Here is a 25,693-nt window from a genome sequence, read left to right as displayed (position 1 = left end):
CGCACATGACCGACATGACCGAACACGTGGACCAGCAGGTGACCTTCGAGGATCTGTCCGCCCTGATGAAGCGCACCGCGGGCGTGCACGTGGACCCCGCCGACCTGCGGGCGCGCTCCGCCGAGGGCTTCGACGGCTTCGGCCTGGACTCGCTGGGCCTGCTCGGCATCGTGGCCGAGCTGGAGAAGCGCCACGGCCTGGCGCTGCCGGAGCAGGTGGAGCGCTGCAAGACGCCCGCCGAGTTCCTCGCGCAGGTGAACAACGCCCTGACGACGGCGGTGTGACATGGCCGGACACACGGAGAACGAGATCGTCATCGCCGCGCCGATGGACCTGGTCTGGGACATGACCAACGACATCGAGAACTGGCCGGACCTGTTCAGCGAGTACGCCTCGGTCGAGATCATCGAGCGCGAGGGCGACCGCACCCGGTTCCGCCTCACCATGCACCCGGACGACGAGGGCCGGGTGTGGAGCTGGGTCTCCGAGCGGGTCGCCGACCGCGCGACGCGCACGGTCCGCGCCCACCGCGTGGAGACCGGCCCGTTCCAGTTCATGAACATCCACTGGGCGTACGACGAGACGCCCCAGGGCGTGCGGATGCGCTGGGTGCAGGACTTCGCGATGAAGCCGGACGCGCCCGTCGACGACGCCTGGATGACGGACAACATCAACCGCAACTCCCGCACCCAGATGGCCCTCATCCGCGACCGCATCGAGCAGGCGGCGGACGAGCGGCCGACGGCGGCGGCCCTGGCGGACTGACCGCCGCCGCCCCCGCACCGACCCAGGCCGGCTCCCCCCGGCCCCACCCACCGAGGCCGGCGACCCCCGGCTCCACCCACCGAAGGGCACTCCCCGATGCACCACACCCTGATCGTGGCCCGGATGAAGCCCGGCGCGGCCCCGGACATCGCGAAGGTGTTCGCCGAGTCCGACCGCGGCGATCTCCCCCACCTGGTGGGGGTCACCCGGCGCCGTCTCTTCGAGTTCGGTGACGTGTACCTGCACCTCATCGAGAGCGCCGAGGACCCGGCACCCGCCATCGCCGGCCTGACGGGCCACCCGGAGTTCCGCGACGTCAGCGAGCGGCTCTCCCCGTACGTCGAGGCGTACGACCCGTCGACCTGGCGCGGTCCGAAGGACGCGATGGCGCGCTGCTTCTACGGCTGGGACCTGGACGGCGCGCGCTGAGACCCGGCGCGCCTCCCGTCGAACCCCCGGGTCACCGACCCGGGGGCTCCCTTCGGCGGCCGGCCGCGTCCAGCCCCGCGGCCCGGCCCTCCGCGTCCCAGACGACCTCCAGGACCCGCACGACGGCGTCCCGGTCCAGGGGCCCGAACACGTGGGGGAACCGCACGTCCTCGGCGACCCCGGGCGGCGGGGCGGGCGCCGCCGCCTCCCACACGCACTCGGCGCCGAGCCGCCGCTCGTCCAGCACGAGCACCAGCAGCGGCCGCGGCGCGTCCCGGTAGAACGCGTCGGCGACGGCCAGCGTGGTCGCCTCGTCGGGCGAGCAGTGCACGAACCCCTCCCGCGCGAGGGAGGCGGGCGCGTAGGGGCGGTCCGGCTCGGCGTTCCATACGGCGCGCGGCACGACGTGGTAGATCATGCGGCCATTGAACAGGAGGGGCGCGGCGGGCGGCCGGGGTCAGCCGAGCCGCCGGGCCAGCACCTGCCCCGGCCAGGTCCCGGAGCGGAAGCGGTCGGTGGGGGTGAAGCCGTTGCGGACGTAGTACGCGACCAGGGCGCCGTCCCCGCCCGCCCAGCAGTCGACCCGCAGCAGGCGCACGCCGGCCCGGCGGGTCTCCTCGGCGGCACGGGCCAGCAGGGCCGCGCCGATGCCCCGGCCCGCGTGGCGCCGGTCGGTGACCAGGAGGCGGACGTAGCGCTCGGGCTCGCCCGCCGGGGGGACCGGCAGCCGCGGGCTGGGACCGGAGTCGAGCACCAGCGCTCCCACGGGCACGCCGTCCGACTCCGCGACGTACAGGGCGTTCTCGGTCGTGTAGCGCTCGACCCGGGCCACCCCGCCGGGGGTGCGCGAGTACGGCACCGTGCCCCACTGCTCGGTGTTGCCGCGGGCGTTCATCCAGGCGACGGCCGCGTCGAGCAGGTCCAGGACGGCCGGCGCGTCGGCCGGGCCGCCCGGTCTGATCCGTATGCCGGGTGCGGTGTCTCGGGTGTCGTTCACGACGGAAGCGTAGGACGGCGCCCCGGGCGCCCACCGCGGCAGCGGGTCCGGCCGGCGGACGGGGCGGGGACCCCGCCGCGCGGCAGTCGTAGGCTGTGCTCATGCTGCGCAATCGGGCTGATTCGGGACAGATCAGGCTCGGATCCCCGGCCGGTGTGCCTCTGCCCGTGTTCGTCGACGCCACCGGCCGGCGAGCGCGGCTCCTCCGGCGCACGGGGTACTCGCTGGCCGGGCTGGCGGCCGGCTACCTGGCCGTGCTGGGACTGAGCCTGATGGGGGCGACGCCCTTCGCGCCGGAAACCCTCCTGCCGCCCGTCCCCGGGGACTCGGCGGCGCCCGCCGCGCCGGAGGAACGGGACGCCCCGGACCGTACGCCCGCGGCGTCCGGTGATCCTCCCGCGCTCCTCCCGCCGGGGCCCGGCACCAGGCTCGCCACCGGGCCGGGTGCCCTGCTCGTACCGCAGTTCACCGTCGGCGGTCCGCCGGTCCTGCGCGCCCCGGCGCCGGTCCCCGGCGCGGCGGAGGAGACCGCCCCGCCCGGCGCACCGGCGACGACACCGACGGCCACCCCGCCTCCCCCGGCACCGGCACAGTCACCAGCCCCTTCCCCGACCGGCGACAGCCCGGCCACCGACGACCCGACCGGCGGCACTCCGAGCACCGAGGGTCCGGCCGGCGGCAGTCCCGGCACCGACGACCCGACCGGCGGCAGCCCCAGCACCGAGGGACCGACCGGCGATACTCCCAGCACCGAGGGACCGACCGGCGGCACTCCCGGCACCGACGACCCGACCAACAGCAGCCCCAGCGCCGAGGGTCCGACCGCCAGTGATCCCCCGACGTCCGGTGATCCGCCCTCGGGTGATCCCCCGACGTCCGGTGATCCGCCCTCCGGTGATCCCGCGCCCGCACCCGCACCCGACGGCGTCGACACCGGCACAGGCGCCGACACAGGCACCGACACAGGCACCCCGCCCTCGCCTCCCGCCCCCACTCCGGTGCCCGGGGTCCCCTGATGCCGGGCTGGGCCCCGCGGCCGTCGGGCCGGCGCCGCTTCCGCCTCCTCGTGCCGCTCGTCCTGCTCGCCTTCGTCGTCTCCGTGCTCCTCGTCCACGGGTACACGACCAGGGGGTTCGCCGGGGACCAGGAGAAGCGCCGGGGGCCGCCGGGGACCGGCTCCGGCGTCCCCCGGGAGGTCGCCGGCGGCGGGCCGGTCGTCGACCCGACCCGCGAGCGGCCGCGCACCTACCGGCCGCCCGACCGGACCGTGGTCCTGACCTTCGACGACGGCCCCGACCCCACCTGGACCCCGCGCGTGCGGGCCGTCCTCGACCGGTACGGCGTACCCGGCACCTTCTTCGTCACCGGGCAGCAGACCGCCCGGCACCCGGACGTCGTGCGCGACCTGCTCCGCTCCGGTCACGAGATCGGCGTGCACACCTTCTCCCACCGGGACCTGACCACCCAGTCCGCGGCGGCCGTCGACCGGGAGCTGGCGCTGACCCAGCTCGCCCTCGCCGGGGCCGCGGGCGTCAACAGCTCCCTCCTGCGGATGCCCTACTCCTCGGTCCCCTCCGCCCTGGACGGCCCGGCGTGGGACGTGGCGCGGCGGCTGGGCGGCAAGGGGTACGTGCTCGCGTTCATCGACCGGGACACCCGGGACTGGCAGCGGCCGGGGGCGCGGGCGATCGCCGCGGCGGCCCTGCCCGGCGCGGGCCGGGGGGCGGTCGTCCTGCTGCACGACGCGGGAGGGGACCGGTCCCAGACCGTGGCCGCCCTCCGTCTCCTGATCCCCCGGCTGAAGGACCGGGGCTACCGGTTCGCGACGCTCGCGGACGTCGTCGGCACCGGCGGATTCACCTCCCCCGTCGGCACCGGCGACGCGTGGCGGGGCCGGGTCTTCGTGACCGCCGTGGGCGTGTCGGGCGCCGCCGTGTCGGTCGTCGGCGTGCTGCTGCTGGTGGTCGGGGCGCTGGTCCTCGCCCGGTGCCTGCTGCTGCTCGTCCTGGCCCGTCACCACGCCCGCCGGCGGCCTCCGCGCGGCGGGCGGGACCGGCCGGTCACCCGTCCCGTCAGTGTCGTCGTGCCCGCCTACAACGAGCGCCTGTGCATCGCCAAGACGCTCCGCTCCCTCGCCGCGAGCGACCACCCCGTGGAGATCGTCGTCGTGGACGACGGCTCCGACGACGGCACCGCCGACATCGCGCAGTCGCTCGCCGCCGAGACGGGCGCCATCGTCCTGCGCCGGCCGAACGGCGGCAAGCCCGCCGCCCTCAACGCCGGGATCCTGCGCGCCTCGCACGACCTCGTCGTCCTGCTGGACGCCGACACCGTCTTCGCCCCGACGACGGTGGGCCGCCTCGTCCAGCCGTTCGCCGACCCGCGGGTCGGCGCCGTCGCCGGGAACGCCAAGGTCGGCAACCGCGGCACCGTCCTCGGCGCCTGGCAGCACATCGAGTACGTGATGGGCTTCAACCTCGACCGGCGCATGTACGACCTGCTGAGCTGCCTGCCCACCGTCCCCGGTGCCGTGGGGGCGTTCCGCGTCCCGGCGCTGCGGGACGCCGGGATGATGAGCGGGGACACCCTCGCCGAGGACACCGACATCACCATGGCCCTGCACCGGGCCGGGTGGGAGGTCCGCTACGTGCCGGACGCCCTCGCGTGGACCGAGGCGCCGGCCTCCCTGCGGGAGCTGTGGCGCCAGCGCTACCGCTGGAGCTACGGCACCCTGCAGGCCGCGTGGAAGCACCGGCACGCCCTGCTGGAGCGCGGCCACGCGGGCCGTTTCGGCCGGGTCGGGCTGCCGTCGCTGGCGGTCTTCCAGATCCTCACCCCGCTGCTCGCCCCGCTGATCGACCTCATGACCCTGTACGGCCTGGTGTTCGGCGACCGGCTCGCGACGGCACTGGCCTGGGGCGGGGTGCTGGCGGTGCAGTCCGTCTGCGCCGCGTACGCGTTCCGCCTGGACGGCGAGCCGCTGGGGCCGCTGTGGGCGCTCCCGCTCCAGCAGGTCGTCTACCGCCAGGTGATGTACCTGGTCCTCGCCCAGGCCTGCCTGACCGCGCTCAACGGGTACCGGCTGCCGTGGCAGCGGCTCCGGCGCACCGGGGACGTGGTGCTGCCCCCGCAGCCGTCCGCGCGCGAGCCCTGAGCGTGCGCGAGGGGCGCGTGCGCCGGAGCGGGACGCCGAGCTCCCGGGCGGCCGGGCGCCTCCCAGCGGCCCGGGGGACGCGGACCTGACACCGCGTCCCCCGGGCGTTCCCCGGCCCGGCACCGGGCCCGGAGGGGTGCCGGGACACAGGTGCATGAAACATCCCGGAGCGGGGCACTCGACGGAAGCCGGGCACACCTGGCACCCGGCACGTCACCTTGAGTAACACGTCCGCCATGGCCGAAGGGCCGTTCCTGCGAGTGAAAGCGGTGGAACATGGGCGTAGTGCGAGGGTCCGACTCCCCGTCGGCGGTGTTCGGCGACCACACCCCGGTGCACACCGGCGCCACCCCCGGCACCCACCTCCCACCGGTGAACTCGCACAACGAGTGGGACCCGCTGGAGGAGATCGTCGTCGGGCGGCTCGACGGCGCGACGATCCCCTCCAAGCACCCGGTCGTGGGCTGCAACATGCCGCCGTGGGCGGCGCGGCTGCAGGGGCTGGCCGCCGGGATGAAGTACCCGCGCGTGATGATCGAGCGGGCGCAGCAGGAACTGGACGGCTTCGTCGCCCTGCTGGAGTCCCTCGGCGTCACGGTCCGCCGCCCGGAGGCGGTCGACCACCGCAGGAGCTTCGGGACGCCCGACTGGTCGTCGCGCGGCTTCTGCAACACCTGCCCGCGCGACAGCATGCTCGTGATCGGCGACGAGATCATCGAGACGCCGATGGCGTGGCCGTGCCGGTACTTCGAGACCCACTCCTACCGGCCGCTCCTCAAGGACTACTTCCGGCGCGGCGCGCGCTGGACGTCGGCGCCCAAGCCGCAGCTCACCGACGAGCTGTTCGACCCGGACTTCCGCATCCCGCGGGCCGGCGAGCCGATGCGCTACATCCTCACCGAGTTCGAGCCGGTGTTCGACGCCGCGGACTTCGTCCGCGCGGGACGCGACCTGTTCGTGACGCGCAGCAACGTCACCAACCGGATGGGCATCGACTGGCTGCGCCGCCACCTCGGGCCGGGCTACCGCATCCACGAGATCGAGAGCCGCTGCCGCACGCCCATGCACATCGACACCACGTTCGTGCTGCTCGCGCCCGGCAAGGTGCTGGTCAACCCGGAGTACGTCGACGCCGGCCGGCTGCCCGACGTGCTGCGCTCGTGGGACGTGCTGGTCGCGCCCGAGCCCGACCCGATCGACGAGAACCTGCTGAAGGTCACCTCGATGTGCGGCAAGTGGCTCAGCATGAACGTGCTGATGGTGGACGAGAAGCGGGTGATCGCCGAGCGCCACCACACCGGCATGCTGCGCGCCCTGGAGAAGTGGGGCTTCGAGCCGATCCCGTGCGACCTGCTGCACTACGCGCCGTTCGGCGGTTCGTTCCACTGCGCGACGCTCGACGTCCGGCGCCGCGGCACGCTGGAGTCGTACGTCGACTGACGCGGCCCGGGGCGGGGCGCGGGCGGGGAAGGCCGGACCGGGCTCCCGAGCTGCACACGTGGGGACGCGACGGCCCGGCCCGGTCTTCCCTCGGACCGCACTCTGTCACGCGGCCCGTCCCGCCGCCGCCCGGGAGCGCCCGAACGTGGCCGGCCGGGCGGGGCGCTCAGGCGCCCCGCGCCACCGCCCGCTCCATGAGCCGCCCGGCCTCCGCCGCCGTGGCCGCGGGCGGCACCACGAGCAGGTCCCACCGGCCGCGGCCGGGCGCCAGCAGGCACACGGTGTGCGGCTCCCTGGGCAGGCCGCTCCGCCGCACCCGCACCGGCTGCCCGGCGACCATCATCCGTTCCGGGCACTCCGGCCACCCGTCCCCGTTGACGCGCACGCTGCTGATCCGGCCCCAGGCCCGCGGCAGCACGCCCAGTAAGCCGGGCAGCTCGGCGGCCAGGTCGTACGTCCACGGCCACCAGGCCCCGTCGATGCGGCGGGCCGTGCTGCCCTGCGCCGGGGGCACCGCGAGGCGCAGCCGGACCTCGGGCGGGGCGGGGAGCGGGGGCGGGGACGGGGGCGTCGAGGCGTACGTCATCGAGGGCTCCTGCGAAGGACGGGAACACGGCGGTGAAGGTGGCGGAGCCGCGGCCCGTGGGGCGGCGGTGCCTGGTGCGCGGAGGGTCGTCGTGCGCGGGAGCCGGCCCGGCCACCGGTTGCGAGATACCCGCGGGTGCCCCGGCGAACCCCCGGCCGGCGGCGTCGGTGCCGCGGTGCGGGGCCCCCGCACCACCGGGGCGCACGGCGTCCGGCCCGCGCCTTCCCGCCGTGTCGGCGGCGGCTGTCGGAGCCGCTCAAGTTGCCCGGGCAAACCAGGAGCTTATTCGCAATTCGTCCGTGATACTCGGGTTATGGATACGGCAACGTACGAAGTACTGGCCGCCTCGTCGGACCACGCCGGCGCCGTGGCCGCGGCCTTCATCGGCGGGCTGGTGATCGCCGGCGCGCTGATCTGGGCCGTGCGCATGGGCATGCGGGTCATGGAGAAGGACATCCACCATCCGGGCCCCGAGGAGCAGCCGCACCTGCCGGACGGCGGCCCGGTCCGCGAGGCCAGGGAGATACGCGAGGCGGACGAGATGCCGGTCACGCTGGTCGACAACGACCGGCTGCTGCCCCACGAACTCCACCGCGCCCAGACCAAGACGGGCAAGGACCAGCAGCGTCCGCGCTGGACGCCCGGTTCCAGCGGCGGCTTCGGCAGCGGCGGCCCGGGTCACGTGTGATCCGGCGCGCGCCCGCGGACCCCCGCGGTCCGCGCGGCTCCCCGGGAGGCGGGACATGGCGGATCACCGCAGAGCACGGCGGGCGGGCGCCGCGGCGGTCCTGGCGGCGGTCCTCGCCGCCGGACCGATCGGCTGCTCCGGCGAGGACGGCGCGGCCACGGACCCCGGCCGCGGGGCGGAGTCGGCGGCCTCCTCACTCGCCGCGGAGGCCTCGGAGGCGCTGTCGGACGCCTCGGAGTCCCTGGAGTCGGCGACGGCCGAGGCCGACCGCAGGCTCGACGAACTCACCGGCGGCCTCGACGCCCGTGACCAGGTGCGGCTCGGCACGCCGACCGTCACCGACGGCCGGGCCGTCGTCGAGGTCACCACGCGCAACACCACCGGCTCGGAGAGGTCCTTCGTGGTGCAGGTCGAGTTCACCGACCGCGACGGCACCCTGCTCGACACGGTCGTCCTGACCGTCGGCGACGTGCCGCCCGGCGGGTCCGGCACGGCCACCGCCCGCGGCCACCGCGACCTGTCCGGCCCCGTCGAGGCGGAGGTGGCGCGGGCACTGCGTTACTGACCGGCCGTCGCCCGGCCGGCGCGCGGCGCGGGTGCGGCCACGCCGGTCCGGATCTGCCCGCTCGTCGCACTCACGCCGCGGAACACGGCCACCGCCCGGAGACGTCCGGCGCCGACGGGCAGGGCCGGGCCCGGGGGGCAGGTCCACAGGCCTCCGGGGGAGCCGGTCCCGGCGGGTCCTCACGCGGGCGGCCCGCGATGGTCGGCCGTCCGGAAGGCCGAAGCCGGGGGGGCAGTTCCACAAGCCTCCGGGGAGCCGGTCCCGGCGTGCCCTCACACGGGCGGCCCGCGGTGGTCGGCCGTCCGGAGAGCCGGGCCCGAGGGGGCAGTTCCACAAGCCTCCGGAAAGCCGATCCCGGCGTGCCCTCACACGGGCGGCCCGCGGTGGCCGGCCGTCCGGAAGGCCGGGCCCGAGGGGGCAGGTCCACAAGCCTCCGGAAAGCCGATCCCGGCGCGCCCTCACACGGGCGGCCCGCGGTGGCCGGCCGTCCGGAAGGCCGGGCCCGAGGGGCAGGTCCACAAGCCTCCGGGGAGCCGGTCCCGGCGCGCCCTCACGCGGGCGGCCCGCGGTGGCCGGCCGTCCGGAAGGCCGGGCCCGAGGGGCAGGTCCACAAGCCTCCGGGGAGCCGGTCCCGGCGCGCCCTCACGCGGGCGGCCCGCGGTGGCCGGCCGTCCGGAAGGCCGGGCCCGAGGGGCAGGTCCACAAGCCTCCGGGGAGCCGGTCCCGGCGCGTCCTCACGCGGGCGGCCCGCGGTGGCCGGCCGTCCGGAGGGCCGGGCCGCCGGGGGTGTCCGCGTCCCCGGGCCGGTCCCCGGAGCCGGGCGGGGGCGGGCCGGTGACCTCGACGTGGGCCGGGCGCAGCAGGCGGTCGCCCAGCCGGTAGCCGGGGCGCAGCACCGCCGTGCAGACGAGCCGGTCGGCGGCCGGGGAGACGTGGTGGGTCAGCGCGTCGTGGCGGGCCGGGTCGAAGACGTCCCCGACCTCGCCGAACTCCACCAGCCCCAGCGCGCCGGCCCGGCTCGCCAGCGTGTCGGCGACGTCCTTCAGCCCCGGCGTCAGGGGCTCGTGCGCGCAGGCCCGGTCGACGGCGTCCAGCACCGGCAGGAGGGCGGTCAGCACGTTGGCGACCGCGATCTCCCGCACGGCCAGGCGGTCGCGCCGCACCCGCTTGCGGTAGTTGTCGTACTCGGCCTTCACGCGTTGCAGGTCGGCGGTGCGTTCCCGCAGGAGGCGGCGCAGTTCCCGTACGTCCTGCACGTCGTCCGTGTCGCGCGTCTCGTCCATCGGCGGTCCCGGGGTCAGGGTGCGGGGTCCCACCGGACCGGGCCCGCCCGCAGGGGCGGCTCGGGCACCGTGGCGCGGCGCGCCGGGCGGGCCGGGGCGGGGGGTGGCGCGGGTGCGCGCCCGCGGTCGTGGGCCGCGCGCCGTCCGGGGTCGCGCAGGGTCTCGTAGGCGTCCCGCACCCGCCCGAACCGCTCGGCGGTGACGGGGTCGACCCGGGTGTCGGGGCGCAGTTCCCTGACCCGGCGCCGGAAGGCCGCGGTGATCTCCGCGGCGGGGGCCGAGGGGTCCACGCCGAGCACCGCGTACGGGTCGTCGGCCGGGCCGCCGCTGTGCGTGCGCGTCATCTGTGTCAGCCACCTCCCCGCCCCGTGACCTGCGGTTCGCGTGCGTCCCCCCGCACAGTCTGAGTAAAACTTGAGCGCCCTGTTGTCAAGTCCGGGCGGGCGGACGGGGGAGGGCGGCGTCGCCCGGGCACCCCCGGCTCCCCCGTCGGCGGCCGGCGCCCGGGGGACGCCGGCCGCCGGCGCGGTACGGGCGCTACCGCCCGAGCCAGACCGTGGTGTCCGGGCCCAGCCGCCCGTCCTCCAGCGGGGCGCTGCTCAGCAGCACCTCGCCGGCGGGCAGCGGAACGGCCGCGCCGGAGAGGTTGGCGACGCACCGCCAGCCGTCGGAGCGGTCGAACTGCAGGACGCCGTCCGGGGTCTCCTCGGCCCAGACGAGCTCCTCGCCGTCGAGGAGCTTGCGGCGCAGGCGCAGGGCCGTGCGGTACAGCTCCAGCGTCGAGCCCTCCACCCCGTCCTGCGCCTCGACGGCGTACTCCGCGAAGCCGGGCGGCTGCGGCAGCCAGGCCCCGCCGGGCCCGAAGCCGTACGACGGTCCGGTCGTGGTCCACGGCAGCGGCACCCGGCAGCCGTCCCGGCCCTTGCGGACGTGGCCCGTCTGCTCCCAGATCGGGTCCTGGAGGACCTCGGTGGGCAGGTCGGCGACCTCGGGCAGCCCGAGCTCCTCGCCCTGGTAGACGTAGGCCGAGCCGGGCAGCGCCAGCATCAGCAGGGTCGCCGCCCGGGCGCGGCGCAGCCCGGCGGCCCCGTCGGCGGCCGGGGCCCGCCCGCCGGACAGCAGCCAGGCGTCCAGGTCGGTGTCCGGCGGCAGGACCAGCCGCGAGGCGTGGCGGACCACGTCGTGGTTGGACAGCACCCAGGTCGCCGAGGCGCCGACCGCCCGCGCGGTCGCCAGCGAGTCCCCGATGACCTGCCGGAGCGCGCCGGCGTCCCAGGGCGTCTGGAGGTACTCGAAGTTGAACGCCTGCCCGAGCTCGTCCGGACGGGCGTACAGCGCGCGGCGGGCGCCGGGCACCCAGGCCTCCGCGACGGCCATGCGGGGCGGGTCGTAGGCGTCGAGGATCTTGCGCCAGTCGCGGTAGATCTCGTGCACCTCGTCCCGGTCGTAGAACGGGTGGGTGCCGGGCGGGAACTCGGTCAGCGCGCCCTCGCGGCTCAGCTCGGGCGCCCCGAGGTCGCGCAGCGGCTCGCTGAGGTCCTTGGCGAGCGCGTGGGCGACGTCGACCCGGAAGCCGTCCACGCCCCGGTCGGACCAGAACCGCAGGGTGGCGCGCACGTCGGCGCGGACCTCCTGGTTCGCCCAGTTCAGGTCGGGCTGCTCGGGGGCGAACAGGTGCAGGTACCACTGGCCGTCGGGCACCCGCTGCCAGGCGCTGCCGCCGAAGACGGACTGCCAGTCGGTGGGCGGGAGTTCGCCGTGCGCGCCGCGGCCGTCGCGGAAGACGTACCGGTCGCGGGCCGGGGAGCCGGGGCCGGCGCGCAGCGCCTCCTGGAACCACACGTGCTGGTGCGAGGTGTGGTTGGGGACGATGTCGACGATCACTTTCAGGCCGAGGCGGTGCGCCTCGGCGACCAGGGCGTCGAAGTCGTCGAGCGTGCCCAGGCGCGGGTCGACGTCCCGGGGGTCGGCGACGTCGTAGCCGCCGTCGGCGAGCTCGGACGGGTAGAAGGGGCTCATCCACAGGGCGTCGACGCCCAGCGCGGCCAGGTGGGTCAGGCGGCGGGTGATGCCGCGCAGGTCACCGAGGCCGTCGCCGTCGGCGTCGGCGAAGCTGCGGGGGTAGACCTGGTAGACGACGGCCTGCCGCCACCAGTCCGGGTCGCGGGAAGAGAGATCGTTGGTCGGGCGATCGGTCACGCGGTCTCCTCTGCGGTGCGGTGCGAGCGACAGCAAGAAATCTGTCCACATTGGCAGAAAAAGGAACCACCGGGACAGGCGGATCTGATCGTTCCTTGTGTGGCGATCGTGTGACGACGCGCCAACTCCGCGCGCGTTCCCGCAGGTTGACAGGGTGGAGGGGCCCCGCCACGATGGGGGCGCACTGGGGCGCATATGACCGATGGGCCCAGTGTTTCTTCGACCACTCACCCCCGGGACGGCCGGCCGCCGCGTGCTGCCCTGCTGCCGTCGCCGGGTTCCGGCACACCCAGGATGGGATCCGCATGTCCATAGCGAGACGTGTCACCGCGCGACGCCTGCTGGGGACGGGCGCCGCGACGCTCGCCCTCTGCGCCGCCACCGTCGCCTCCGCCGCCACGGCCGCCGCCCACGGCGCGCCCGGCGGTGACGGCTGGTCGTCCGGCGGCTCCTACCGGCCCGGCACGGGCGCGGGCACGGAGACCGGAACCGACCGCTGCCAGTTCTCGCTGGACGGCACGGTCTTCCAGGACTCCGTCAAGGTCGACGACCAGAGCCTGCGGCCCACCGACGACGGCAAGGTCCACGTCCGGGTCCGCGCCGCCGGCGACGCGACCACCTGCACGGCCTCCCTCGCCTCCTACCTCGCCCACGGCGCCACCTTCGCCACCTCCGGCGAGCAGGTCTTCGTCGACTTCGACACGGTCACGGTCAAGCCCGGCGAGACCGGCTCCCTGGACATCGCCGTCCCGGACCGGGGCTGCTTCGCGCAGGTCGACCTGTACCGGGGCGCGGTGAAGTTCGACGGCGAGCTCGACGCGGACGACGGCTTCCAGCACGGCGAGCTGCCCCAGGGCCCGGACCGGCCGGTCATCAAGGACAAGCTGATCGCGGCCTGGAACGGCGGCACGGAGGACTGCACCACCGCGACCCCGCCGTCCTCGCAGCCCCCGGCCACGCCGGCGCCGTCGGCCTCCGAGCCGGCCGGGGCCACGCCGGGCGCCTCGGAGCCGGCGCCGCCCGCCACGGAGCCGGCGTCCTCCGCGCCCGCCGCCGGGCGGCCCTCGGACGCCCCGTCCACCGCCGCCCCGTCCACCGCCGCGTCGTCCGCCGCCCCGGCGGCCACGCCGAACGGCGGGGGCGGCGACCTCGCCGAGACCGGCGCGGACGGCAGCACCGGCCCGTTCGCGATCGGCGCGGCGGTCCTCCTCGCGGGCGGCGCGGCACTCGTCGTCGCGACGCGCAGGAAGCGCACGGCGCGGGGCTGAGCCGCACCGGCGGGCAGGGGCGCGAGCTGTCCGGCCGGCCGGACCGCCCGGCCCCGCCCCGGAGCGGGGAAAAGCGGTCGCCGGGGCCGGCCGGCGTCGCTAGCGTCGGATGCATGCAGCGCGCCGTGCCGTTCTCCACGACGACGCCGGACCCCGTCCCGGCGCGCTGACAGCTGATCCAGTGACGAAGCCCCGGGGCGAGCGCCCCGGGGCTTCGCCGTGCGGTGCTCGCCCTCCGTGAGGAGGCCACCGTGAACACCGCGCACGACCACCGCCGGCTCGGCCGCGAGCTCGGCCTGTTCGACACCGACCCGCTGATCGGCGCGGGGCTGCCGTACTGGCTGCCCGACGGCGCCGTCGTCCGCCACGCCCTGGAGGAGTACGTCCGCGAGGCGGAGCGGGCGGCCGGCTACCGGCACGTGTACTCGCCGGTCCTCGGAAAACGGGAACTGTACGAGCTCTCGGGACACTGGTCCCACTACAGCGACGACATGTTCCCGCCGATGCGGCTGGGCGCGGAGGAGGTCGTGCTGCGGCCCGGCCTGTGCCCCCACCACGCCCTGATCTACCGCTCCCGCTCCCGCAGCTACCGCGAACTTCCGCTGCGCATCGCGGAGTTGGGCGGCATGTACCGTTCCGAGCCGTCCGGCGCGCTCGGCGGCCTGACCCGCGTACGGGCCATCCAGCTCAACGACGCGCACGTGTTCTGCACCCTGGAGCAGGCCGCCGGGGAGGCCCGCGCCGCCCTGGACCTGATCCGCCGCGCCTACGCCGACCTGGGCATCCGCGCGGCGCGGTACCGGCTGTCCCTGCCCGGCGGGAACGGCGGGAGCGGCGCGGACCGCGGGGGCAAGTACGTCGCCGACCCGGAGCTGTGGCGGCGGGCCACCGCGCTGCTGCGCGAGGTCCTCGACGGCTCGGGCCTGCCCTACGAGGCGGCCGAGGGGGAGGCCGCGTTCTACGGCCCGAAGATCGACGTGCAGATCACCGATCCCGCCGGCCGGGAGGCCACCCTGTCCACCGTGCAGATCGACTTCCACCAGCCGGAGCGGTTCGGCCTGCACTACGTCGGCGCCGACGGGGCGAAGCACCGCCCGGTCATGGTGCACCGCAGCGTCGTCGGCAGCGTGGAGCGGGCCGTCGCGCACCTCGTCGAGGAGCACGGCGGCGCCTTCCCGGCCTGGCTCGCCCCCGTCCAGCTGGTGGTGCTGCCGGTCGCGGGCGCCCAGGCGGACCGGGCGGAGGAGGTCGTGCGGCAGGCGCGGGCACGGGGGCTGCGGGCCGAGCTCGCCGGGCCGGAGCAGGGCAGCCTCGCCGCCCGGATCCGGGCGGCGCGGCTCGTGCCCTACCAGGCGGTGCTCGGGCGGCGGGAGGCCGGCGGCGGCCTGGTGGCGGTCCGGCTGCGGGACGGGCGGCGGCCCGGGGCCGTGCCCGTCGCGGAGCTGCTGCGGCGGATCGGGGAGCGGGTGGCGGCCCGGGGCACCGGGCTGTGGGACACCGGGCCGGTGCCGGGCGGCCGGGGCGCGTAGGGTCGCCGTACAGGTACTCAGGCACGCACACGCGCGGTCCCGCGCGGGCCCCGGCCGGCCCCGCGCGGGACCGGCGGAAGGAGCCCCGTCGTGACGACCGACCCTCCCCTGCCGGTGATCATCGACTGCGACACGGGCGTCGACGACGCCCTGGCCCTGCTGTTCGCCGTCCGCCACCCGGGCCTCGACCTGCGGGCGGTCACCTGCGTGGCGGGCAACACGGACGTGGACGGCGTGGTCCGCAACACGCTCACCGTGCTGGAGCGGGCGGGCGCCCCGGACGTCCCCGTCGCCCGGGGCGCCGAGCGCCCGCTGATCGAGCCGCCGCGGTCGGCCCGGCACGTGCACGGCCACGACGGCATGGGCGACCTCGGGCTGCCCGCGCCGACCCGCGCCCCGGCGGACACGGACGCGGTGACGCTGCTGCGCCGCACGATCCTGGCCTCCCCGCGCCCGGTCACGCTCGTCCCCACCGCGCCGCTGACCAACATCGCGCTGCTGCTGCGCACCCACCCGGAGGTGACCCGCAACATCGAGCGGATCGTCTTCATGGGCGGCGCGGCGGTCACCGGGAACGCCACGCCGGTCGCGGAGTTCAACGTCTGGCACGACCCGGAGGCGGCCGCGGTCCTGCTCACCGCGGGCGTGCCGATCACCATGTACGGGCTGGACGTCTTCCAGCGGGTCGTCGTCCCGGGAGCCGACGTCCGGCGGCTGCGCGCGAGCACCGAACCCGGCGCCCGGCTGGCCGGCGACCTCCTCGCCCACCGTCCCGCCACACCGGCCGGCCGGCCCGGCGACCCGGACGAGGACGCCGGCGGGCTGGGCGACGCCGGTGCGGTGTGCGCGGTCGCCGACCCGCGCGGCCTGGTCACGCACCGCCTGCCGGTGGAGGTCTCGCTGGCCCCGGGCCCGACCCGCGGCATGACGGTCGTCGACCGGCGCCCGCGCCCCGGCGAGTCCGAGCTCCACGAGGGGATCCGCCCACAGCCGCTGGTGGACGTCGGGTGGGACGTGGACGTGGCGCGGTACGTGAAGCTGTACCTGTCGACGGTGGAGGGCGCCGGCGGGACGTAGGCCGCCGGGCGGCCCGGCCTCTCACCCGGACGGACCGCCGCGCTGGTCGCGCCCCGCACCGGGTGGTGCCGTAGGAACAGGTACCGATCCCGGTCCGCCCGGCCCTCCAGGAGGCACCCCCGATGACCCGTCCCCCGGCCGCCGCCCGCGTGCTCCTCGCCTCGGCACTGTCGGCGGCCGCCCTGTGGAGCGCCGCCTGTTCCGCCGAGGGACGGCCCGCGCCCCGGCCGGCGTCCGAGTCCGCGCCTTCCACCTCCGCCGCCGCGCCGCCCGCGCCCTCCCCGGCCGCCCTCACCGCCGCCCAGGCCGAGGCGGCGCTGGTCACCCCCGCCGACCTGGGCGAGCCGTGGGTGCCGACGCGGGGCGCGGCGACCTGGCGGGACGAGATGCTGAAGGGGAGCACGGACGACCCCGACTGCCGGCGGCTGCTCGACGTCCTCTACACCGAGGAACTGCTCGGCGCCCCCGCCGGCGCCCGGGCCGTCGCCGCCCTCGACGACGACGGCTCCGGCGCCCAGCTCCACTACCAGGTCGCCGCGCACCGCCCCGCCGACGTGGACCGCGCCGTGGCCTGGCTGGCCTCCCTGCCCGGCCGGTGCGGCGAGTTCACCGCCACGACCGTCCGGGGCACCGAGGCCCACGCCGAGGTCACCGAGGTGGCGCTGCCGGAGGCCGGGGACGCCCGCGCGGGCGTGCGCGTCGTCGTGGCCGCGCAGACCGCGGACGGCGAGCAGGCGTACGTCACCGTGGAGGCCGCCGTGGTCCGGGTCGGCGACGACGCGATCACCCTCACGCACGGCGGCTACGGCGACCTGGACACCGAGGTGACGCGGGCCGCCGTCGAACTCGGGGCGCGGCGGCTGACCGACATCCGGCAGCGGGGCCGCGCGCTGGTCTGATCCGGCCGGCGTCAGGGCCGGTCGCGGTCGAACCGCCTGCGGTGCGCGACCACGTCCCGGGCCACGTCGAGCGCGGTGCGCCCGCGGGCGAAGGCGTCGCCCCGCAGCCGCGCGAGCGCCTCCTCGGCACCCACCCCGAGCTGCGCCATGATCATGCCGATCGCCTGGTGGACGGCGTCGTGGTCGGCGGCCAGGCCGCTGAGCCAGATCTCGCCGCTCTGCGTCTCCTGCTCCTCGCCGTGCGGCAGCGCCATCAGCGCGACGGTCATGACCGCGCCCACCAGCTGGGCGACGTACAGCTGACGCTCGGTCAGCGCGCCGGGGGTGTCGCGGTAGAGGTCGAGGGTGCCCACGCACACCGAGTCGCTGCCCAGCGGCAGGGCGTACACCGCCCGCACCCCGGCGGCCGTCGCCTGCTGGGCGAAGACCGGCCAGCGCAGGGCGTCCTGTCCCGTCGTCAGGTCGCAGGCGAGCACGGGCGCGCCGGTCTGCAGGGCGTACTGGCAGGGGCCGTCGCCCAGGGTGGCCTGGATGTGGGCCAGGTGCGCGGCCCGGTCGCTGCTCGCGCTCAGCTGCACGGGCATGCCCTCGCTGCGCAGCGACACGCTCGCGCCGGTCACCGGCAGCAGCTCGACCGCCACCGCGCACAGCCGTCCCGGGATCTCCCCGGGTTCCGCGCCCCGCACGCTCTCGGTGATCCGCTGGGCGGCCCGTGCCCGTTCCGGGTACGGCTCCGCGCCCGGGTACGGCTCCCGGACCCGGTGGGCGGTCCGCTCGTCCCTGCACTCGTCGCCCCGCGAGCAGTGCGGGGAGGGGTCGCCGCCGGGTGCGCCGTTGGGGTCGTCCCTGGGCCGCACGGTCAACGCCTCCTTCGATCACCGCGGCCTGTGCACTGTCGACGGCCTCCCGGAGCGGGCCCGCTCCCAGGGGAACCGGCCGGCCGCCGCCCGCTCGGAAACGAGCCCCGACTACCCCTGGCCCCCAGGGCGAAACCCCCGGATCCCAGGCCTTCACCAGGTGTCCCCGAAGGCTCCGCGCGCCCGGTCCCGTCGGGGCCGGGCGCCGGGGCGCCCGTCACCGCTTCTCGTACGGGTTCGCCGGCTGCGCGGTGCGCCGCACGCCGGTGGCGTCGAGGACCGGCGGCCAGGCGGCGTCGGAGCCGAGCGCGCCCTCCGGGTGCCAGGTGCCGGTGACGGTGACCCAGGTGTCGGCGGGCGGGGCGGCCGCGCCGCGGACCTCCGCCTTGGCGGTCGTGGCGTCGGCGGCGCAGCAGGAGATCAGCAGCCGGGTGACGTACCAGGTGCCGTCGTCGTCACGGGTGACGAAACCGGTGAGGCGCAGGGTGCGGCCGCGCAGGGAGCGCTCGCTGTCGTAGACGGCCCGGGAGGCGAACTCGCCGACGGGGAGGTCCAGCGGGTCGCCGGCCGGCAGGGCCGGGAAGGTGCCGACGCCCCGCGCCGCCCGCTCGGCCGCCTCGCGCTCGGCGCTGTAGGAGCCGAGGGCGGGCGGGGGGAACAGCAGCAGGGCCAGGGCGGGCAGGGTGAGCAGCCAGGCGACGCGCGGACCGTGCGCGTGGGAGGTTCCGCCGTCCGCGGGGACCGGGGCGTGGGAGGTCCCTCCGTCCCCGAGGGCCGGGGTGGGGGAAGTTCCGCCGTCCCCGGGAGCCGGGGCGAAGGAGGTCCCGACGTCCCCGAGGGCCGGGGCGGGGGAAGTTCCGCCGTCCCCGGGAGCCGGGGCGAAGGAGGTCCCGACGTCCCCGAGGGCCGGGGCGGGGGAAGTTCCGCCGTCCCCGAGGGCCGGGGCGGGGTGCTCGGCGGCCTCCGTGTGCCCGGCGTCCGTGCGGGACGCGACCGCCGCCACCGCCGCCAGGACGACCAGGACCGCCCCGGAGACGACCAGGTAGGGGCGCAGCCCGGCCTGGACGTACCGCAGGTACAGGTCGCTGAAGAGCGCGACCCGCAGGATCGCCGCGCCGGTCAGGGCGAGCAGGACGGCCGGTCCGAGGCGCCTCACAGCAGCCACCACCCCACGAGCACGCCGGCGGCCACCGCCACCAGCCAGGTCACGGACGAGAAGCGCAGCGCGAAGGCCCGGCCGAAGGTGCCCGTCTGCAGGGCGATCAGCTTCAGGTCGACCATGGGGCCGACCACCAGGAACACCAGCCGCGCGGTGGGCGAGAACCCGGTCAGCGAGGCCGCCACGAACGCGTCCGCCTCGCTGCACACGCACAGCACGACGGCCAGGACGGCGAGGAGCAGCACCTGGAGCCAGGGGGAGCCGGTGAACACGTCCAGGACGGACCGGGGCACGGCGACGGCGAAGGACGCCGCCGCCGCGGCGCCCACCACCAGGAAGCCGCCCGCGTGCAGGAAGTCGTGCTGGAGCCCGGCGACGAAGGCGCGGGCGCCGCCGCCGGACGCGGCGGGCGTGCGGCGCCGGGGCAGCCGCAGCCACTCCTCCTTGCCGAACCGCGCCCACAGCCAGCCCATCACCACGGCCGTGCCGAGCGAGGCGACCAGCCGGCCGAGGACCATCTGCGGCTGGCCGGGGAAGGCGACGGAGGTCGCCACCAGCACCACCGGGTTGATCGCGGGCGCCGACAGCAGGAAGGCCAGGGCCGCCGCGGGGGCGACGCCCCGCCGCATCAGGGAGCCCGCCACGGGGACGGAGGCGCACTCGCAGCCGGGCAGCACGACCCCGGCCGCGCCCGCGACCGGCACGGCGAGCGCCTGGTTGCGGGGCAGCAGGCGGGTGAGGACGCGCTCGGGCACGAACGCGCCGATCGCCGCCGACACGACCGTGCCGAGCAGCAGGAACGGCACGCCCTGGACGGTGATCGCGGTGAAGACGGTCCACCAGGCGGCGACGGGCGGGGTGTACAGGTCGAGCGCGAGCACCGGCCCGAGGACGGACACCACCGTGGCGATGGCGAGCAGCGCCGCCCCGCCGAGCACCGCGTACACCAGGGCGCGCACGCCGAGCCGCAGGCCGTCGGCCACCGTCCGCTGGTTCTCCACGCTTCCCCACGCCCGGCCGTCCCGCGTCCGGCTCACGCGCGGGCGGGGTGCGGCGTCACGGGCGGCCCCCGCCGCCCTGGTCGTCCACTTCCGGGAGCAGGCTAGCCGGTGGCGCTGTGCGCCGGCCCGGCGCGCTCACAGCGGGGGCTGTGCGGGGGCCGGCCCGAGGGTGGTCGTGCCGGGGTCCCCGCGGTGCCCGAGCCCCGTCCGGTACGCGTCCAGCGCGGCCTCCACCCGGCCGGTGCGGCGCAGCAGGTCGCCCAGCAGCCGGCACAGGTCGGCGAGGTCGCCGGCGGCGCCCGCCCGCTCCAGCAGGCTCAGCGCGCGCACGTAGTGCTCCTCGGCCCGCTCGGTGTCCCGGGCGTCCTCGGCGATGATGCCGAGCAGCCGGTGCGCGGCGGCGGCGTGCACCGCGCCCCGCTCGGACGACAGGTCGCCGAGCACCCCGTGCAGCAGGTCGGCCGCCTCCGCGGACCTGCCCCGGCGGTGCAGCACGTCCGCCAGTTCGACGGCGACCTGGCTGCCGTAGAGGGTGGCGCGCTTGGCGGCGTGCATGCGCAGGGCCTCGCGCAGTTCGTCCTCGGCGTGCTCCAGCCGGCCGTTCTGGGCGTGGACGTAGCCGCGCATCCAGTGGCAGTTGGCGAGCTCGGTGCGCAGCTGGAGCGTGCGGTACAGGTCGGCGGCCCGGGCCAGCGAGGCGTCGGCCTCGGCGAGGCGGCCCTCGGCGAGCAGGGTGCGGGCGACCGACCGGTGCATGCGGGCGACCAGCGCGGGGTCCCCGGCGCGGGGCGCGAGCGCGAGCGCGAACTCGGCGGCCTGCGCGGCACGGGCGTGCGCGCCCATGTCCATGTACGGCCCGATGATGCTGGCGTAGAGCAGCAGCAGCGCGTCGGGGTCGTGCAGGCCGCCGCGGTTCAGCTCGTCGAGGGCGGACTCCAGCAGGTAGACGGCGTAGCGGAGTTCGCCGGCGAGGTAGTGGGTGACGGCGCGGCCGCGCAGGGCCGGGACGCGGGCGGGCAGCGGGGCGGCGGCGAGCCGGGCCTCGGAGCGCTCGAAGTACTGCCGCGCGGTGACGAGCTCGCCCGTCTCCACGGCGCACTCGCCGAGTCCGAGCAGCGCCGCGGCCGCCTCCTCGGCCAGGTCGTGCCGCTCCGCCTCGGCGAGCAGCTCGCCGTACCGGCGTGCCGCGGCCTCGGTCTCGCCGACGGCGAGGGTGCGGCGGGCCTCGGTGAGCCGCAGCCGCAGTTCGGTGGGGAGCCGGGCGGGCCGGCCGGTCGCCAGCTCCTCGAAGGCGACCCCGAGCCGGCCGGCGAGGTGCCGCAGCGCGTCGTCGGAGGGCCGTACCCGCCCGGCCTCCAGGGTGGAGATGTAGGCCGGGGTGTACACCGGCTCGGCGAGCTGGCGCTGGGTCAGGCCGCGGGCCGTCCGCAGCCGCTGCACCCGGCGCCCGATGGTGCCCGGGTCGTCACGATCCCCCACCGTTCCGACTCCCCCCGCCAGCCTTGCCGTCCGGCTTGGACAGCCCCTAGGTTAAACCGGGGATTAACCCTGTTTAACCCGTCGCTTGTTGCGAGGTCGCCGTGCTGGAACGCACCCGTACCACCGAGCGCCGTGCCAGGGGCTTCGCCGCCGCCGTCGTCGCCGTCGCCACGCTGCTGCTGGCGGCGAACGCGGGACCGGCCCGTCGCCCTGCGCCGCGCCGGCCCCGCACCCGGCCGCCGCCCGCGGCACCGGCTGACCCGGGCCCGGCGGGCGCCCGCGGCACCGGCCGCCCGCACCGGCCGGACGGGACGGGCCGGTCCCTCAGTCGGGCAGCGCCCGCCGCAGGGCCGCGTCCAGCCGCCTCGCCAGGGCCGCGTCGTCCGGCGGGCTGTCGGTGAGCAGCGGGCCGAGCTGGGCGGCGAAGGTCTGGGTGAAGGCCCCGTACAGCGGGGTGCGGGGGCGGTGGACGGCCTGCTGGAGCGCCGGGAGCAGGATCTTCTCGGCGTAGGCGGGGCGGCCCGTGCGCTCGTCGCGGGGCATGCTGTCGGCGCGCTCGCCGGTGGGCGCGGCCGAGGGCGTGGCACCGGCCAGGGGGCAGCGCACGCCGTCGTCCCGGTACGCCGAGGTGCGGGTGGCGGCGAACCCGGCGTCCAGCAGGCAGCGCTCGCTCCGCGGGCCGGTGAGGAACCGGATCAGCTCGGTCGCCTTGCCCGCCCGCTCCGAACCGGCCGTCACCGCGAGGTTCTGCCCGCCGAGCACCGCCCGGCCGGGCAGCGGGGCCACGCCCAGCTGCCGCTCGGTGAAGGTGCGGTACAGCGTGCCGTAGGCGTACGGCCAGTGCCGCAGGAAGGCGGTGCGGCCGGCCGCGAAGTCGCCCAGCGAGGCGGCCTCGTCGGAGGTGAGGGCGCCGGGCAGCAGGTACGGCTTGTCGGTGCGCCGGCGCAGCTCGGCGATGCCCGCCGCCAGTTCGCCGGCGTCCGCGCTGTAGCGGCCGTCGCCGTCGACCAGCGCCAGGCCGTCCACCGCGGAGACGAACGCCTCCACCGCGTTGACCGTACGGCCCTCGTAGGCGGCGAGCTGGGTGGTCCAGCCCTTGTCGTACGCCTCCTCGGGCAGTTCGTCGTCGAGGGTGTCGACCAGGGTGCGCAGTTCCTGCCAGGAGAGGCCGGCGCTCAGGTCGGTCCGCTCCACGCCCGCCCGTTCCAGCAGGTCGCGCCGGTAGTAGAGGAGGCCGACGTCGCTGTTGAACGGCGCCGCGTACACCCGGCCGTCCCAGCGCGCCGTGTCGGCCACCGGCCTGATGACGTCGCCGTCGACCAGGCCCTCCGGCAGCGGGCGGATCAGGTGGGCGGCGGCGAACTCCGGCACCCAGGTGACGTCCAGGTTGACCACGTCGTAGGCGGCGCCGCCGGACTGCAGGGCGCCGAGCAGCTGGCTGCGCTGCTCGTCGGCGCTGCCGGGCAGCTCCACCAGGCGGGCGCGGAAGTCGGAGCCCTCCTCGCGCTGGCGCTCGTTCCAGGCGTCGATGAGCCGCCGGCGGACGCCGTTGCGGCCCGTGACGTCCTGGCCGCTGGCCACCACGATCACGCCGGGCACGTCGCCGGAGGACGACGCGGCCGGGTCCGGGCCGCCGCCACCACCGGTGCACGCGGCCGTCAGCAGCACCGCCAGGAGCGCCAGGAACCGCCGGGCCATCAGTCCTCCCCCGTTCCGGTGCGGGCGACCTCGTCGCGCAGGGCCGCGCCCAGGTCGTCGCCGGCGTCCAGGCAGCGGCCGCCGCTCTCGTCCGAGATCCGGCGGTCCGGCCTGCCCGGGTCGCAGCCGCCGCTCTCCAGCGACACCATCGCCACCGGCACCCGCGCCGTCCCCGCCGCGGCCAGCACCTCGCCGAGGCGGTCGCCGGCCAGCCGGTCCGCGTCCTCGTCGTCGGTGACGTAGACGATCAGCTGCGGGCGGCGGTCGGCGCCGCGCCGCTCCATCTCGCCGAACGCGGCGAGCAGCGCCGCGTGCGGGTCGGCCTCGGCGTCCCGGGTCCGGGCCCGTTCGTCCAGGGCCCGCCCGGCCGCGTCCCGCCGGTGGCCGCCGAAGGGCAGCAGCGTCGTGTACGGCCGCTCCCCCGCCGTGTCCGCCACGGCCCACACGGCGTACTCGTCCTGCCCGCCGAGGCCGCCCAGCGACTGCCGCAGCAGGCCCGGGCCGCCGCTGGGGCCCTGCCACCGCCCGGCCATCGAGCCGGAGCTGTCGAGCAGGAAGAGCACCCGGCCGGGTCCGCGCGCGCCCCGGTAGCCGTCGAGCGCGGCCGCCATCTCGTCCCGGCCGGCGGACTCGTCGAGCGGGGCGGGCGCGCGCAGCACGCCCGCGGCGACGCGCTCCGGGTCCAGCAGGGCCCGGCTGTGCCCGGTGGCGGCGCGGAAGCCGTCCCCGGCGAACACCTCGCGGCCCCCCTGCCCGGTCAGCCAGTCGTGGAAGTCCTCGACCGCGCCGTCGCGGGCGTCCCGGTCGCGGTCGGCGCCCTGCCAGCGGACCCGCACGAACAGCGGCTCCAGACCGGGCACGTCCTCGGGGTACTGGGCGATGCGCGGACTGCGGGTGGCGCCGTCGCAGCCGACGCCGGTGCGCATCAGGAACTCGGGGACGAGGGCGGCGGTGCGGTTGTCCACGGCGTCGTCGTCGGGCAGCGTGCACATCAGGTCGGCGGCGGTCGGCGCGGGCGGGCCCGCCGGGGCCACCAGCCGCTCGGCGCGGGCCGCGTCCCGCATCCCGGGCCCGTACAGGCCGATGGTGGCGAGCAGCGCCGCGTCGGTGAACTCCGGGTCCGGGCGGCGCACCTCGGCGTCCGCGTCCCGCTCCAGCAGGGCGGCGACCATGGCGCCGAGGGTGCGGTCCATGCGGTCGGGCAGCGGCTCGGCGGCCAGGTTGTGCGGGACGGCCAGCACGATCGGGGAGTAGGCGAGCGGCTCGTCGTCGGCCCGCAGGACGGCGGCGGCGTCGGTGTCCTGCCCGTCGGCGACCCGGGCGACGTCCGCCCGCGAGCCCGGGATCCAGATGTCGGGCTGGGGGCCGATGTCGCGCTGCGGGTTGGTGTCGTCGTGCGGCTCCTGCCAGGCCGCGGTCTGCTTGCGCAGCGCGGTGACCACGTCGGAGGAGCCCGCGCTGTAGACGGTGATGCCGGTGCGGCGGCAGCCGTCGCCGGTGGTGTTGGCGGCCGAGGTGAGGTACGCGTCGGCGGCGGAGCGGACCGTCGGCTCCAGGTCGGGATCGGTCAGGACGCGCAGTTCCAGCGGCGGGACGCAGGAGACGGGGCCGCCGGTGAGGGCGAACAGCCCGTACGAGCCGAGGGCCAGGGCGGCGGCGACCAGCGGGAGGACGAGCCGGGTCAGGGCCCGGCGGCCGGGCCGCAGCAGGCCGAGCAGCCGGGAGGGCCCCGGCCGGGCGGCCGGCGCGCGCAGCAGGCCGAGCAGCACGGCCCGGGCCCGGCGTCCCCACGGCTCCCGCTCCGGGGGTCTCGGGCGGGTGTCCCCCGGCCCCGGGGCCGGCTGCGGGCCGGGCGGCCGTAAGGCCGGGGGCGTCCGGGGCTCGGGGGCCGCCAGCAGCACGTCCTCGTCGGGTTCGGTGCGGCTCTGCGGCTCCCACGGCTCGCCGCGCACGGTGCGGTGGCCGGCGGCGGCCATCCGCTCCCGCAGCCGGTCCGCGAGGTCGCGGAACCCCAGCTCCCCCTCTCCCTCCAGGAGACGGGCGAGTTCGGCGGTGAACGGCGTCGGCGTCCTCGGGTCGCCCGCGTCGATCCGGTGGTTGGCCTGCACGCTCATCAGCAGCAGCACGCGCCGCCGGTCGTGGAAGGTCTCCCGGATCCAGGCCGCGTTGCCCGCGAAGCAGCAGTCCAGGACCACCACGATCCGCCGGGCCGGGCTGGTCGCCAGCACCGTCAGCACGGTGGTGAACATCTCCGCGCCCGGGAACACCGCGTGGCCGCCCGCGATCACGCTGGCGTTGCGCATCTGCAGGAACAGCTCGTCGCCCGCGCTCGGGATCGCGCCGTGCCCGGCGAAGTACAGCAGCAGCAGGCCCTCGGCCTCCGCGGCGACCGTGCGCAGCGCGTGCCCGAACTCGTCCTGGGACGGCGAGCGCAGCCTCCGGATCTCGTGCTCGTCGAACACCCCGCCGTGCGACAGCGCCTCCCGCAGCCGCGTCACGTTGTGCTTGACGGCCGGCAGGTCGCCGGGCACGCCGTGCGGCGGCTCCGTGAGGTCGTACTCGGACACCCCGACCAGCAGCGCCCTGTTCACCAGCCCGCGCGGGTCGAAACGGTCCACCG

The 25,693-nt window shown here is 76.9% G+C and carries 24 protein-coding genes; 12 read left to right on the top strand and 12 right to left on the bottom strand.

What is annotated here, in order from left to right:
• Nucleotides 1-14 precede the first annotated feature (14 nt).
• The 3 genes from ACIF8T_RS07345 to ACIF8T_RS07335 all read left to right on the top strand — a co-directional run bounded on the left by ACIF8T_RS07345 (nt 15) and on the right by ACIF8T_RS07335 (nt 1,194).
• Nucleotides 15-284: an acyl carrier protein gene (locus tag ACIF8T_RS07345; protein WP_400032371.1), complete on the top strand. Its 270-nt coding sequence runs from the start codon at nt 15-17 to the stop codon at nt 282-284.
• Nucleotide 285: 1 nt separating this feature from the next.
• Complete coding sequence (locus tag ACIF8T_RS07340; protein WP_400032111.1) at nt 286-765, top strand: SRPBCC family protein; 480 nt, start codon at nt 286-288, stop codon at nt 763-765.
• Between the two features lie 96 nt (nt 766-861).
• On the top strand, nt 862-1,194 hold the full coding sequence (locus ACIF8T_RS07335; RefSeq protein WP_400032109.1) for a TcmI family type II polyketide cyclase: 333 nt from the start codon (nt 862-864) through the stop codon (nt 1,192-1,194).
• A 31-nt stretch (nt 1,195-1,225) separates the two neighbouring features.
• On the opposite strand, the gene ACIF8T_RS07330 is transcribed toward ACIF8T_RS07335, so the two are convergent.
• Together ACIF8T_RS07330 and ACIF8T_RS07325 are read right to left on the bottom strand one after the other, a co-directional pair.
• Nucleotides 1,226-1,612, bottom strand: coding sequence for a DUF952 domain-containing protein (locus ACIF8T_RS07330; protein ID WP_400032107.1), 387 nt, complete (start codon nt 1,610-1,612; stop codon nt 1,226-1,228).
• Between the two features lie 39 nt (nt 1,613-1,651).
• The gene (locus ACIF8T_RS07325; RefSeq protein WP_400032105.1) at nt 1,652-2,191 is read right to left on the bottom strand and encodes a GNAT family N-acetyltransferase; all 540 of its coding nucleotides are present in this window, start codon (nt 2,189-2,191) and stop codon (nt 1,652-1,654) included.
• Between the two features lie 101 nt (nt 2,192-2,292).
• Here ACIF8T_RS07325 and ACIF8T_RS07320 point away from each other — a divergent pair, with 101 nt between their 5' ends.
• The 3 genes from ACIF8T_RS07320 (at nt 2,293) to ACIF8T_RS07310 (ending at nt 6,785) form a co-directional block, all read left to right on the top strand.
• Nucleotides 2,293-3,207, top strand: coding sequence for a hypothetical protein (locus ACIF8T_RS07320; protein WP_400032104.1), 915 nt, complete (start codon nt 2,293-2,295; stop codon nt 3,205-3,207).
• Nucleotides 3,207-5,345, top strand: a complete 2,139-nt coding sequence (locus tag ACIF8T_RS07315; RefSeq protein WP_400032102.1) for a bifunctional polysaccharide deacetylase/glycosyltransferase family 2 protein — start codon at nt 3,207-3,209, stop codon at nt 5,343-5,345. Before ACIF8T_RS07320 ends, ACIF8T_RS07315 begins: the two co-directional genes overlap by 1 nt.
• A gap of 276 nt (nt 5,346-5,621) precedes the next feature.
• On the top strand, nt 5,622-6,785 hold the full coding sequence (locus ACIF8T_RS07310) for an amidinotransferase (protein WP_400032100.1): 1,164 nt from the start codon (nt 5,622-5,624) through the stop codon (nt 6,783-6,785).
• Between the two features lie 166 nt (nt 6,786-6,951).
• Here the strand turns inward: ACIF8T_RS07310 and ACIF8T_RS07305 are convergent, their stop codons facing one another.
• A complete protein-coding gene (locus tag ACIF8T_RS07305) occupies nt 6,952-7,371 on the bottom strand; it encodes a DUF5994 family protein (protein ID WP_400032098.1) in 420 nt (139 codons plus the stop codon).
• Between the two features lie 313 nt (nt 7,372-7,684).
• Here ACIF8T_RS07305 and ACIF8T_RS07300 point away from each other — a divergent pair, with 313 nt between their 5' ends.
• Nucleotides 7,685-8,059, top strand: coding sequence for a DUF6479 family protein (locus tag ACIF8T_RS07300; RefSeq protein ID WP_400032096.1), 375 nt, complete (start codon nt 7,685-7,687; stop codon nt 8,057-8,059).
• A 55-nt stretch (nt 8,060-8,114) separates the two neighbouring features.
• Nucleotides 8,115-8,624: an FxLYD domain-containing protein gene (locus ACIF8T_RS07295; RefSeq protein WP_400032094.1), complete on the top strand. Its 510-nt coding sequence runs from the start codon at nt 8,115-8,117 to the stop codon at nt 8,622-8,624.
• Between the two features lie 734 nt (nt 8,625-9,358).
• Here the strand turns inward: ACIF8T_RS07295 and grpE are convergent.
• The 3 genes from grpE to ACIF8T_RS07280 form a co-directional block, all read right to left on the bottom strand.
• Nucleotides 9,359-9,907, bottom strand: coding sequence for a nucleotide exchange factor GrpE (gene grpE / locus ACIF8T_RS07290; RefSeq protein ID WP_400032092.1), 549 nt, complete (start codon nt 9,905-9,907; stop codon nt 9,359-9,361).
• A 14-nt stretch (nt 9,908-9,921) separates the two neighbouring features.
• A complete protein-coding gene (locus ACIF8T_RS07285) occupies nt 9,922-10,251 on the bottom strand; it encodes a J domain-containing protein (RefSeq protein WP_400032090.1) in 330 nt (109 codons plus the stop codon).
• Nucleotides 10,252-10,444: 193 nt separating this feature from the next.
• Nucleotides 10,445-12,157 carry a glycoside hydrolase family 13 protein gene (locus ACIF8T_RS07280; RefSeq protein WP_400032088.1) on the bottom strand — a complete coding sequence of 571 codons (1,713 nt, stop codon included), beginning with the start codon at nt 12,155-12,157 and terminating at the stop codon, nt 10,445-10,447.
• Nucleotides 12,158-12,411: 254 nt separating this feature from the next.
• Here ACIF8T_RS07280 and ACIF8T_RS07275 point away from each other — a divergent pair, with 254 nt between their 5' ends.
• The 4 genes from ACIF8T_RS07275 (at nt 12,412) to ACIF8T_RS07260 (ending at nt 16,879) form a co-directional block, all read left to right on the top strand.
• A complete protein-coding gene (locus tag ACIF8T_RS07275) occupies nt 12,412-13,374 on the top strand; it encodes an LAETG motif-containing sortase-dependent surface protein (RefSeq protein ID WP_400032086.1) in 963 nt (320 codons plus the stop codon).
• A 251-nt stretch (nt 13,375-13,625) separates the two neighbouring features.
• Nucleotides 13,626-14,903, top strand: coding sequence for a threonine--tRNA ligase (thrS, locus tag ACIF8T_RS07270; protein WP_400032084.1), 1,278 nt, complete (start codon nt 13,626-13,628; stop codon nt 14,901-14,903).
• Between the two features lie 90 nt (nt 14,904-14,993).
• On the top strand, nt 14,994-15,980 hold the full coding sequence (locus tag ACIF8T_RS07265; protein ID WP_400032083.1) for a nucleoside hydrolase: 987 nt from the start codon (nt 14,994-14,996) through the stop codon (nt 15,978-15,980).
• Between the two features lie 122 nt (nt 15,981-16,102).
• Entirely contained in the window at nt 16,103-16,879 is a 777-nt protein-coding gene (locus ACIF8T_RS07260; RefSeq protein WP_400032082.1) for a hypothetical protein, read from the top strand.
• A gap of 11 nt (nt 16,880-16,890) precedes the next feature.
• Here ACIF8T_RS07260 and ACIF8T_RS07255 read toward each other — a convergent pair whose 3' ends face one another.
• The 6 genes from ACIF8T_RS07255 to ACIF8T_RS07230 form a co-directional block, all read right to left on the bottom strand.
• Entirely contained in the window at nt 16,891-17,742 is an 852-nt protein-coding gene (locus tag ACIF8T_RS07255; RefSeq protein ID WP_400032081.1) for a GAF and ANTAR domain-containing protein, read from the bottom strand.
• A 211-nt stretch (nt 17,743-17,953) separates the two neighbouring features.
• Nucleotides 17,954-18,892, bottom strand: a complete 939-nt coding sequence (locus tag ACIF8T_RS07250) for a TIGR03943 family putative permease subunit (RefSeq protein ID WP_400032080.1) — start codon at nt 18,890-18,892, stop codon at nt 17,954-17,956.
• Nucleotides 18,889-19,896: a permease gene (locus ACIF8T_RS07245; protein WP_400032078.1), complete on the bottom strand. Its 1,008-nt coding sequence runs from the start codon at nt 19,894-19,896 to the stop codon at nt 18,889-18,891. The genes ACIF8T_RS07250 and ACIF8T_RS07245 overlap by 4 nt, the downstream gene beginning before the upstream one ends.
• A gap of 135 nt (nt 19,897-20,031) precedes the next feature.
• Complete coding sequence (locus tag ACIF8T_RS07240; protein ID WP_400032076.1) at nt 20,032-21,375, bottom strand: helix-turn-helix domain-containing protein; 1,344 nt, start codon at nt 21,373-21,375, stop codon at nt 20,032-20,034.
• Nucleotides 21,376-21,699: 324 nt separating this feature from the next.
• Nucleotides 21,700-23,073, bottom strand: a complete 1,374-nt coding sequence (locus ACIF8T_RS07235; protein WP_400032074.1) for an extracellular solute-binding protein — start codon at nt 23,071-23,073, stop codon at nt 21,700-21,702.
• Entirely contained in the window at nt 23,073-25,691 is a 2,619-nt protein-coding gene (locus tag ACIF8T_RS07230) for a caspase family protein (protein WP_400032072.1), read from the bottom strand. Before ACIF8T_RS07230 ends, ACIF8T_RS07235 begins: the two co-directional genes overlap by 1 nt.
• Between the last annotated feature and the right edge of the window lie 2 nt (nt 25,692-25,693).

Source organism: Streptomyces sp. NPDC085946, from assembly GCF_044540485.1.
Taxonomy (GTDB): domain Bacteria; phylum Actinomycetota; class Actinomycetes; order Streptomycetales; family Streptomycetaceae; genus Streptomyces.
Note: the sequence above shows the minus strand (reverse complement) of the source record. Positions and strands in the feature narration are given on the sequence as shown.

Coding starts and splice junctions, on each gene's coding strand:
- ACIF8T_RS07345 (WP_400032371.1), top strand. CDS start 15: ATGACCGAACACGTGGACCAGCAGGTGACCTTCGAGGATCTGTCCGCC.
- ACIF8T_RS07340 (WP_400032111.1), top strand. CDS start 286: ATGGCCGGACACACGGAGAACGAGATCGTCATCGCCGCGCCGATGGAC.
- ACIF8T_RS07335 (WP_400032109.1), top strand. CDS start 862: ATGCACCACACCCTGATCGTGGCCCGGATGAAGCCCGGCGCGGCCCCG.
- ACIF8T_RS07330 (WP_400032107.1), bottom strand. CDS start 1,612: ATGATCTACCACGTCGTGCCGCGCGCCGTATGGAACGCCGAGCCGGAC.
- ACIF8T_RS07320 (WP_400032104.1), top strand. CDS start 2,293: ATGCTGCGCAATCGGGCTGATTCGGGACAGATCAGGCTCGGATCCCCG.
- ACIF8T_RS07315 (WP_400032102.1), top strand. CDS start 3,207: ATGCCGGGCTGGGCCCCGCGGCCGTCGGGCCGGCGCCGCTTCCGCCTC.
- ACIF8T_RS07310 (WP_400032100.1), top strand. CDS start 5,622: ATGGGCGTAGTGCGAGGGTCCGACTCCCCGTCGGCGGTGTTCGGCGAC.
- ACIF8T_RS07305 (WP_400032098.1), bottom strand. CDS start 7,371: ATGACGTACGCCTCGACGCCCCCGTCCCCGCCCCCGCTCCCCGCCCCG.
- ACIF8T_RS07300 (WP_400032096.1), top strand. CDS start 7,685: ATGGATACGGCAACGTACGAAGTACTGGCCGCCTCGTCGGACCACGCC.
- ACIF8T_RS07295 (WP_400032094.1), top strand. CDS start 8,115: ATGGCGGATCACCGCAGAGCACGGCGGGCGGGCGCCGCGGCGGTCCTG.
- grpE (WP_400032092.1), bottom strand. CDS start 9,907: ATGGACGAGACGCGCGACACGGACGACGTGCAGGACGTACGGGAACTG.
- ACIF8T_RS07285 (WP_400032090.1), bottom strand. CDS start 10,251: ATGACGCGCACGCACAGCGGCGGCCCGGCCGACGACCCGTACGCGGTG.
- ACIF8T_RS07280 (WP_400032088.1), bottom strand. CDS start 12,157: ATGTGGACAGATTTCTTGCTGTCGCTCGCACCGCACCGCAGAGGAGAC.
- ACIF8T_RS07275 (WP_400032086.1), top strand. CDS start 12,412: ATGTCCATAGCGAGACGTGTCACCGCGCGACGCCTGCTGGGGACGGGC.
- ACIF8T_RS07260 (WP_400032082.1), top strand. CDS start 16,103: ATGACCCGTCCCCCGGCCGCCGCCCGCGTGCTCCTCGCCTCGGCACTG.
- ACIF8T_RS07235 (WP_400032074.1), bottom strand. CDS start 23,073: ATGGCCCGGCGGTTCCTGGCGCTCCTGGCGGTGCTGCTGACGGCCGCG.